Source organism: Candidatus Poribacteria bacterium (genome assembly GCA_016866785.1).
In the GTDB taxonomy this organism is placed as follows: Bacteria; Poribacteria; WGA-4E.
The window spans coordinates 1-10,036 of sequence record VGLH01000140.1; the positions used below are offsets into that span (position 1 = coordinate 1).

Consider the following 10,036-nt stretch of genomic DNA (forward strand, 5'->3'; position numbering starts at 1 on the left):
GACACCGCTCTGTCCGCCGCCGTGTCCGACGACGACGGTTCGCAGCGACCGGTCGTTCATGTCGATGCACCGGGGATACACGATGCGGTTCGTGTCGATCCGCAGTTCGTTCCCCTTGTCGAGATGGTTGTCGAGCATCGCCGCGAGCAGGTTGTGGGCGGCTCCGACGGCGTGGATGTCGCCGGTGAAGTGAATGCTGATCGCCTCACGCGGCTCGACCCCGGACTTGCCGCTACCGACCGCGCTGCCCTTGACGCCGAAGACGGGTCCCAGCGACGGCTGGCGAAGGGCGACCACCGTCCTCTTGCCAATGTGCGTCAAGCCCTGACCCAAGCCGATGGACGTCAGCGTTTTTCCCTCGCCAGCGGACGTCGGAGTGATCGCCGTGACCAAGATGAGCCGGCCGTCTGACTGTTGCTGACGCGCCGTGAGGGCTGACAGCTTCACTTTGCCGATGTGCCGCCCACGCAGCTCGTATTCGTCGTCCCGAAGCCCCAGCGATCGCGCGACATCCTCAATCGGTCGTAGCGACACCGAGTAGCCCTCCACTAGTTCCGGTCGTTCACCACCTGCCTCGCGTAGGATAGCCCACTCGCGCGATGAGCCCAAGGCGCTGCCGCGACGAGCACAGAAAATCCCCGGCGGGAATCGATCCCGGCGCCGGGGGATTGGGAATTGATCGTTTCGTCGCCGGTAGGTTAGCGTCGCAGACGTGGCAAGTCAAGAAGCCGAATTGCCCGCAGCCACGGGACTTGATACAATCACGTTGTCAGCAGCTACCCACCGGTGAAGGGAGGCATAGGCGTGGCATCCAACCGCGGCGTCGCCTACATCCGTCCAGGCGTCGTCGAAGTGCAGGGCATCGATTTCCCGAAGCTCACCCTCGGCAACCGGAAGTGTGACCACGGCGTCATTCTGAAGGTCGTCTCCACGAACATCTGCGGCAGTGACCAGCACATGGTTCGCGGTCGCACCACCGCCCCAGGGGGCCTCGTTCTCGGACACGAGATCACGGGCGAGATCATCGAGGTCGGACGCGATGTCGAGTTCCACAAGGTGGGAGACATCGTCTCCGTGCCGTTCAACATCGCCTGTGGGCGGTGCCGCAACTGCCGCGAAGGCAAGACCGGAATCTGTCTGAACGTCAATCCGGCACGCCCCGGAGCGGCATTCGGCTACGTCGATATGGGCGGCTGGATCGGCGGACAGGCGGAATACGTGATGGCTCCGTACGCCGACTTCAACCTGCTCAAGTTGCCGCCGCGCGACATCGCCCTCGCCAAGATCAAGGACCTCACGCTACTGTCCGACATCTTCCCGACCGGGTTCCACGGAGCCGTCTCCGCCGGCGTCGGACCCGGTTCCACTGTCTACGTCGCGGGAGCGGGACCTGTGGGACTCGCCTGCGCGGCATCGTGCCACCTGCTCGGAGCCGCCTGCGTCATCGTCGGCGACATGATCCCGGAACGCCTCGCGCAAGCGAGGAGCTTCGGCTGCGAGACCATCGACCTGCGCAAGGACGCGACGCTCCTCGAGCAGATCGAGGCGATCGTCGGCGTTCCCGAGGTCGATTCGGCGGTGGACTGCGTCGGGTTCGAGGCGCGTGGTCACGGCAAGGGAGTCGCCGAGGAACACCCGGCGACCGTGCTCAACTCGGTCATGGAGGTCACGCGCGCCGGTGGAGCCATCGGCATCCCGGGCCTCTATGTGACCGGCGACCCCGGAGCCGTGGACGAGAATGCGAAGGAAGGCCGCCTGAGCATCCGCATCGGCTTGGGATGGGCAAAGTCCCACTCGTTCACGACGGGACAGTGCCCCGTCATGCGGTACAACCACAAGCTGATGAACGCGATCATCTACGACAAGATCCAGATCGCCAAGGCGGTCAACGCGACCGTCATCTCGCTGGACGACGCTCCGGCCGGCTATCAGGACTTCGACCGTGGAGCCGCCCGCAAATACGTCATCGACCCACACAAGATGATCGCCGCATAGCGATCCCGAAATCTACAGGTCGGAGCCCGGCGCGCGTCGGGCTCCGACCGTCTTAATCGGTGAGGGAAAGGAGCAGCGTGTGGTCATTGGGAGTGGCACGCACCGTTACGAAGTCGTCGACCAGTGGGGTCGGTTGCCCGAGGGCGTCGCGTTCGGCACAACGCACGGAGTCGTCGAAGATCGTCAGGGCCGCATCTTCGTCCATCACACGGGCAAACCCTCGGTATTCATCTTCGACCCGGACGGCAACTTCGAGGGATCGTGGGGCGAGGAGTACTCGGCTGGCGCGCACGGCATGGTCCTGAATGCTGAAGCCGAAGACGAGTTTCTCTATCTGTCCGCGACCGGGCTCGGGTTCGTCGCCAAGACGACGCTCGACGGCGAAGAGGTCTACCGCATCACGACCCCCGACCGCCCGGACATCTACGACGACAAGCGCCGGTTCGTCCCGACGGAATCCGCTGTCGCGTCCAACGGCGACCTCTACATCGCCGACGGATACGGTCAGCCGTGGGTTCACCAGTACAGCAAGGACGCGAAGTACATCCGGTCGTTCGGCGGGCCCGGCAGCGACGCGGGCAAGTTGAACAATCCGCACGGCATCATGATCGACTCGCGCTCCGGCACCGAGTACGTCTTGGTTTCGGATCGCGGGAACCATCGACTCCAGTACTTCACGTTGGACGGCGAGTACGTGAAGATGGTCGACTACGACCTGCGGCTTCCTTGCACCAGCGTGCAGTGGAGGGATGAGATCTACATTCCCGACCTGCACTCGCGGCTGACCATCTTCGACAAGAACGACCGGCTCATCACCCACCTGGGCGACCGTCCCGACTGTTGGACGAAGCCGGGTTGGCCCAATCTGCCCAAATCGGACTGGGTCGTTGGAGCGTTCTCGTCGCCCCATGACATGCATGTCGATACCGCGGGGAACATCTACTGCGTCGAATGGCTTTCGGCGGGTGTCGGCAAGGCGACGAAGCTCGTCCGAATCCAGTAGACCGTTCGAACCCCTCCACGCGGCCGTCGTCCGTTGGGCGGCGGCCGTGGGCGTGCCCCTCCACGCAGACCACCCAACCCGCGCTTGAGCGCTTCAAGGTGCACTCGTATCATGCCGTCGCCGCTTCGGGCTCCGGCGCTGCTCGTCTCCATATCCAGAGGTATCCCAGATGAAGATCACGTCGATGACGCCCCTCGTTCTCGGGACAAGCTGGCGGAACCTGACGTTCCTCAAACTGGAGACCGACGACGGGTACGTCGGCGTGTCCGAGGTGCGGATTAACAATCGCACGGAAAGCCTGCTGGGATACCTGGAAGGCATCCGCAAGCGTCACGTCCTCGGCAGCGATCCCTTCGATATCGAGGACTTGACGCTCCGCATCTTCCGCAACGATTACGGGCGAGTCGGCGAGATCGCAGCGACCGGCATCAGCCTGGTCGAGATCGCCTGTTGGGACATCGTCGGGAAGGTGACCGGTCAGCCCGTCTACCGCTTGCTGGGCGGCGCCTGCCGCGACCGCATCAAGGCGTACGCGAACGGCTGGTACCGCGTGGAACGCACGCCGGAGGAGTTCCACGCCGCTGCCAAGCAAGTGATCGCCAAGGGCTACCGAGCCCTCAAGTTCGATCCGTTCGGAGCCGGACACTACGAGCTCGACTACGACGAGAAACTGCGATCCGTCGCTCTCGTCGAGGCGGTGCGCGACGCCGTGGGGTCCGAGGTGGAAATCCTCGTCGAGATGCACGGACGGTTCTCGCCAGCGACAGCCATCGACATCGCGGCACAGCTCGAACGGTACCAGCCGAGTTGGGTCGAGGAACCGGTTCCGCCGGACAATCTGGACGCACTGCGCAAGGCGGCGGCGAAGATCCGCACGCCCGTCGCCACCGGCGAGCGGTTGCACACGCTGTTCGAGTTCCGCGACCTATTCGCCACCGAGGCCGCCGACATCATCCAGCCCGACATCACCCAGATGGGCGGCATCCTGAACGGTAAGAAGGTCGCGGCGATGGCGGACGCCAACTACGTCCTAGTCGCGCCGCACAACGTCGGCGGACCCGTCTCGACGGCGGCAGCCCTCCATTTCGCCGCCTGCACGACGAACTTCAAGATCCAGGAGCACTTCAACGACTTTCAGGAGCTCTGGGTCAAGGAGACCGCCATCGGCGGCGGTTACCCGGAAGTCGTGGACGGCTACTTCCCGCTGCCGACGGGCCCCGGCCTAGGCGTCACACTCAACGAAGACCTGATCCGCGAGCATCCGTTCCAGGAGGGGTCGTTCAACCTCTGGGAGGACGACTGGCACAAGCGCAAGTACTGACGCGAGCCGCTAGGGCCACGGAAAGACGGGCGCGGGAACCTTCGTCAGCCAACTGATCCCGGTCCAGAGCACCGCCATCGAGAACTCGCCGAAGACCATCCCCAGGAAGAAGGGGCGGAACCGCCGGTACCCACGCACGCCGGAGAACCGCAGCAGCGGCGTCTTGAACGCCCACACGAGCAGGATCGGGAACCAGAAGACGATCAGCGTCCATGACGCAGACAGCGCGTATCCGAGCGGGTGCAGGGGCCACCACCAGTAAAGCGTTCGCATCGCCGCGAGAAACACGGCGACGACCGCCCCGACGCAGAAGAAGAACGCGGGAACCCAACTGATCGGCGGGCGCAGACCTTCGACGGCAGGCGCGTAGTCCTGGAACGCCCAGATCGGATTGGCGCTGTAGACGTACCCGTAGAGGAAGTTCGCGCCTCGTGTGTAGGGCAGCCAGAGATGGAGCCCCGCCGCGATCACGAACGCGAACGCCATCGCAAGCGGCGCGACGACTAGCAGCGAACGTCGTCGGAAGCCCGCCCCGTCGCTGATCTTCAGGCTGTCCAGGAAGCCCGTCAGCGGCAGACCTCGCAGGTCGCGCGCGAAGATCGCATCCACCAGCGACAGCGTTGTCAGGTTCCGCGCCCCGAGCGCCGCCTTCTGCCCGAACATCGCGTAGAGGTCCGTCGGACGGAAGGACGTCTCGGTCATGGGCATCCCTGCCTCTGCGACGCTCCGCGCCATCACCAGCGCCGTGAAGGCGATGTAGAAACCGAACTGGAAGAGCGCCAGCAGAGGACTGATACCCGCCCAGACGCACCACGCCACCGTTGCGGCGAAGCTGGCTGCCAACCCCCATACCGCAGCGCGATACGAGATGAGCTCCCCAGATTCCTCCTCGCCGCGCGGTATCCGCGCGGCGAAGCGGCGCGCCACCCGCCAGAAATGGGGCAGCCCGGAGTAGATGAAGTAGGCGGTCAGCACGACATAGGCTCCCGCGACCTGATAGCCGATGTAGAGCCGCGTCGGATAGAGCGGCATCGTGCCGATGCGGAAGCCGAGCGCCGTCGCCACGATGTCCTCGACACGTGTTAGCGCGAAGAAGACCCACAGGCTGAAAAGCACCTGCGTCGGCAACAGGTAGAAGAACCCCGTCGCCGCGAACGAGACGAAGAGTGGCGTGTAGAAGATGCCGTTCCACGGCTTCTCGCGCAGCCACGTGTGCAGGTTGTACGACAGCCCGATCTCCGGGACCGTCGGGAGGTGTTGGTGTATGCCGTTCAGGCAGAACACGACCGTCGGCAGACCGAACCCCAGCCACATCAAGGGGTTCCCGAAGAACTCCGCTCGCGCATCCTCGCGCACGAACTCGACAGGAAGCTGAGTCAGCGGGAAGGAGAGCTTCTCGTTGTCCACCCACTGCCGACGGAGGATCGCCGCAAGGCAGAAGAACCCGAAGAACACGCAGAAGGCGAGCACACCCCACGCGGCAAGGGGAACCAGCCACGCATCCCACGGAATCTGCGACGGATCCGCAACCTTCTCGTAAAACAGCTTCGCGATGTCCTGGTTCGCAGGTCCGTTCACGGAGAACGGCACGAGCTCAGGACGCAGGTTGCGGAAGAAGAGGTGCGCCCAGGCGTTCGTGTCGTTGGCGAAGTAGTTGACGGCGACCAGGGCGGGGATCAGCTTCTCCATCAACCCGCGCGACGTGACCATCGCCGCCAGCAGCAGCATGCAATAGACGACCGCCAGTTCGGATCGGCTCAGAGCGAGGTGCGGCGTCCATCGCGCGGCAGGGCGGTTCGCTGCGACCAGGAAGAAGAACAGGGCGACGACAGCCGGAGGGAACTGGAGGAAGCCGATCTGGACGTACGTGATGACCAGTTCGGCGTAGGAAACGATGCCGCACAGCAGCGCGACCAGCGGCAAGCCCACGACAACGACGCGCCACGTCACACCGAATCGGCCGGCCGCGTGTCGATCGTTGGGCTCCATGGGCAGCGCCGCGCTCTATCGCTCGAACAGAATGACGCCGCGCACGTTGAGCCCAGCCTCCATGTCGGCGAAGGCGTCGTTCACCTGGTCGATCGTGTAGGTGCGGGTCACCAGTTCGTCGAGCTTGAGCCTGCCGTCGCGATAGAGATGCAGCAGACGAGGCATATCGACGCGCATCCGAGCCGAGCCGTACATGGATCCGACCAGCCGTCGCTCTCCGTAGGGAAGCATCGCCGCCGGTATCAACACCATCGCGTCCTTCCCTGCGATGCCGATGGCGACGGCGGTTCCGCCGGGGCGCACCATGCGGAACGCCTGGGCGATGGTCGTCGGGTTGCCGATGGCTTCGAACGCGTAGTCCGCGCCTTCACCACCCGTCATCTCCAGCACGCGCTCGACAGCGTCCTCCTTGGATGCATCGACCGCGTCCGTCGCGCCGAAGCGCCTGGCGAACTCCAGCTTCCTGGGAACGATATCGACGACGATGATGCGCCCAGCCCCGACGAGCACCGCTCCCTGGACGACGTTCAGACCCACGCCGCCGGCGCCGATGATGACCACCGTGCTCCCGGGTTCCACGCCGACCGTGTTGGAGACCGCTCCCACGCCGGTCATGACGCCGCAGCCGATCAACGCCGCCTTGTCGAGCGGCGTCGATTCGTCGACGCGGATGACGGCGTTCTCGCCCACGACGGTGTACTCGGACATCGTGCCAGCGCGAGCCATCTGGAAGAACCGCTGCTCCCCTTTGTGGAACCGGCACGTGCCGTCCATGAGCGTCCCGCGTGGGGTCGTTCTCCAGTGCTTGGAGCACAGGTTGGGTCTGCCGGACGTGCAGTAGTGGCACTGTCCGCACGCCGTCACGAACGTCAGCATGACGGCGTCACCTGGGCGTACGGACTCGACGCCGGGCCCAACGTCGGCGATGACGCCGGCTCCTTCGTGACCCAGCACCGCTGGCAGAGACATCGGGATCGTCCCGTTGACGACGGACAGATCGCTGTGGCACACGCCGCTCGCAGCGATCTTGACCATCACCTCGCCCTGGCGAGGCGCTTCGACCTCGATGTCCTCGACGGCGACCGGCTCGTTGACGCTATACACAATGGCGGCGCGCGTCTTCATAGCGTGCTCTCTCTCCTCGGTTCCGTGCTTGCTGGGAGAATAACCCGGCGAATCTGACTCCGCAACGTTTCACGGAGTCACAGCAGCGCCATGAACACCTCGTTCGACAGGAGCATGCCGCGTCGAGTCAGCCGCAGACGGTCGCCATCAGACGACCACTCCAGCAGACCCGAATCGACCAGGTTCGCGATGGGTCCGCCGAAGTCGTCGATCAAGTCCGCCTCGCAGCGCTCGGAGTACCGCTGGCGTGTGATCCCTTCGCGCTGCCGCAGAGCCTGGGTCAGTGTCTCAGCGCGATGCGCGAGCCCTTCGAGTCGCTCGGACTCCGTCACCGGCGATTCACCGGCAGACACGCGCTTGACGTAGCCTGAAACGCTGCGCAGGTTCCCGGATCGGACGCCATCCACGTAGCTCCACGCCCCGGGTCCCAGCCCAATGTGCGGGTCGTTGTCCCAATAGAGCCGGTTGTGCCGCGACGAGCGTCCCGGCTGCGCGAAGTTGCTGATCTCGTATTGCAGGAGCCCGGCGGCTTCGAGGACGCCGATTCCCATCTCGTACATGGCAGCCTGTGCATCATCGTCCGGCAGGACCAGCGCACCGTTTCGCAGTCGGTGCGCGTAGACGGTCCTGGGTTCCACGGTGAGACCGTAGACGGACATGTGCTCTGACTCCAGACGGAGCGCGGCGTCCAGCGTGTCCCGCCACCCCGAAAGCGTCTGGCTCGGCACGCCGAAGATGAGATCGAGGCTGATGTTGTCGAAGCCCGCTTCACGGGCGAGTCGGACCGTGTCGATGGTGTCGGCTGCGGTGTGTTCACGCCCCAGAGCGCTGAGCTCCCCATCGTCGAAGGTCTGGGCCCCAATCGACAGGCGGTTGATTCCCGCGCGGCGATAGCTTTCGAGCTTGTGGGGTTCGAGCGTGCCCGGATTCGCCTCGACGGTGATCTCGGCGTCGGTGGCAATCGCGAACGACTGCCGCAGGCGCGACATGAGCTCGCGCATCTGGTCGCTGCGCAGGAGCGATGGTGTTCCGCCGCCGAAGAAGACCGACGTGGCGGCTTCGGGCGCGCTGCCGGCTCTCAGCTCGATCTCGCGGTGCAGGGCGTCGAGGAAGGCGGGAACCTTCGGCTCGTGGAACGGGGCGGTCACGAAGTCGCAGTAGGCGCACTTCTGGATGCAGAAGGGGATGTGGATGTAGATGCCGAACATCGTGCGGCTACCACGAGCCGTCGCCGTATTGGGCTCGAATGAACCGCCCGATACGGCTCCAGCGGAACCGCTTGAGGAAGGGCACTCCGGGGTCGCCATTCGAGGACCAGTAGACGAGAATCGCCTTGCCCTTCACGACGTCGAACGGCACGGGGCCCCATGCTCGGCTGTCGGCGGAGTTCTCGCGGTTATCGCCCATGCCGAAGAAATGCCCTGGGGGAACCGTGAAGGGAGCGTCTTCGCCGTTCCGCCGCGCGAACTCCTCGCGCTCGATCCGGTCGGACAGGAACCACTCCCCTGTGAGCGCCTTCTGGTAGAGGACGACGCGGATCAGGAGACTGCCCATCTCCGATTCTGCGTCCACGGTGAAGTACTCGTTGACGCCGGCATCTCCGGGAGGAAGCGACTTCCGGCGCTCGCGCACGTGGCGGACGAGGAACTGCGGCTCATCGCCGACGCGGAAGGCAATCGGAACGCCGTCTCCGACCTGAACGTCGTGCACCGGGATATGGGCTCCGAAGCCCCGCGTGAACGGCGTCACGGTCGGCGATTCGTGGAAGTACGGCACGAGCGGGTAATGAAACGGCGGGAAATCCGGCAGCGATCCGGCGAGGTGTTTCACGTACGATTCGCCGACCAGCGGCTTCCCGTTGACGAGCAGCGAGTGACCCCGTGTCTCGACCGTGTCGCCTTCCACTGCCACGACGCGCTTGATGAAGTGCGTTCGCGGATCGTGCTTGGGGCTGAAGACGAAGACATCGCCGCGTTGGGGCTTCCTGAAGGCGAACAGCCGCCGAGATGTGCCAGGCAGCTTCACACCGTAGAGGAACTTGATGACGAGCACGCGGTCGCCGACGAGGAGCGTGTCCTCCATCGATCCGGACGGAATCTTGTACGGTTCCGCGATGAACGGACGAATGAAGCCGAACACGATCACGAACGCGACGAAGCCGATCTGGAGGTACTCGCCGATGGCTGCCCTCACCGTCCGGGACTGGACGTCGGTCGCGATGGCTCCTGCCGCGCTGCGATTCTCAGACATCGAACCGACCTTCTCCTTGGCGGAAGTGGCGTCCGGGCTCAAGCCAGAGGCGGCAAGCGCCGTGTGCCCACAGTAGATGCAGAACGCGAGGGACGCAGCCAGCGCCATGCAGATCGCCGCTGCCCCGCGACTACTCCGTGGAGAGCACCGCCATGAAGGCCTCTTGGGGCACTTCGACACTGCCAATCGCCTTCATTCTCCTCTTGCCTTCCTTCTGCTTCTCCAACAGCTTGCGCTTGCGCGTGATGTCGCCACCGTAGCACTTCGCCGTCACGTTCTTGCGCAGCGCCTTGATCGTCTCGCGCGCGATGACCCGGCTCCCCACGGCTGCCTGCACCGGCACGTCGAACATC

Annotated in this window: 9 protein-coding genes; 3 read left to right on the forward strand and 6 right to left on the reverse strand. The window is 64.7% G+C overall.

The features are described 5' to 3' along the window. Nucleotides 1–549: formate--tetrahydrofolate ligase (locus tag FJZ36_16045; protein MBM3216412.1), on the reverse strand; the 549-nt coding region annotated here is incomplete at its 3' end. A 255-nt stretch (nt 550–804) separates the two neighbouring features. Here FJZ36_16045 and fdhA point away from each other — a divergent pair. From fdhA to FJZ36_16060, 3 genes are all read left to right on the forward strand, one after another. Then, complete coding sequence (fdhA, locus tag FJZ36_16050) at nt 805–1,995, forward strand: formaldehyde dehydrogenase, glutathione-independent (GenBank protein MBM3216413.1); 1,191 nt, start codon at nt 805–807, stop codon at nt 1,993–1,995. 79 nt (nt 1,996–2,074) lie between these two features. Further along, the gene (locus FJZ36_16055) at nt 2,075–2,998 is read left to right on the forward strand and encodes a hypothetical protein (protein MBM3216414.1); all 924 of its coding nucleotides are present in this window, start codon (nt 2,075–2,077) and stop codon (nt 2,996–2,998) included. A 169-nt stretch (nt 2,999–3,167) separates the two neighbouring features. Further along, entirely contained in the window at nt 3,168–4,319 is a 1,152-nt protein-coding gene (locus tag FJZ36_16060) for a mandelate racemase/muconate lactonizing enzyme family protein (GenBank protein MBM3216415.1), read from the forward strand. 9 nt (nt 4,320–4,328) lie between these two features. Here FJZ36_16060 and FJZ36_16065 read toward each other — a convergent pair whose 3' ends face one another. The 5 genes from FJZ36_16065 to FJZ36_16085 form a co-directional block, all read right to left on the reverse strand. Continuing rightward, nucleotides 4,329–6,308: a hypothetical protein gene (locus FJZ36_16065; protein ID MBM3216416.1), complete on the reverse strand. Its 1,980-nt coding sequence runs from the start codon at nt 6,306–6,308 to the stop codon at nt 4,329–4,331. Nucleotides 6,309–6,323: 15 nt separating this feature from the next. Continuing rightward, a complete protein-coding gene (locus FJZ36_16070) occupies nt 6,324–7,433 on the reverse strand; it encodes a Zn-dependent alcohol dehydrogenase (GenBank protein ID MBM3216417.1) in 1,110 nt (369 codons plus the stop codon). Between the two features lie 77 nt (nt 7,434–7,510). Then, nucleotides 7,511–8,740: a radical SAM family heme chaperone HemW gene (gene hemW, locus FJZ36_16075; GenBank protein MBM3216418.1), complete on the reverse strand. Its 1,230-nt coding sequence runs from the start codon at nt 8,738–8,740 to the stop codon at nt 7,511–7,513. Next, nucleotides 8,649–9,791, reverse strand: coding sequence for a signal peptidase I (lepB, locus tag FJZ36_16080; protein MBM3216419.1), 1,143 nt, complete (start codon nt 9,789–9,791; stop codon nt 8,649–8,651). Before lepB ends, hemW begins: the two co-directional genes overlap by 92 nt. Nucleotides 9,792–9,813: 22 nt before the next feature. Continuing rightward, nucleotides 9,814–10,036, reverse strand: a 223-nt coding sequence (locus tag FJZ36_16085) for an elongation factor 4 (GenBank protein MBM3216420.1), incomplete at its 5' end; no start/stop codon positions are given.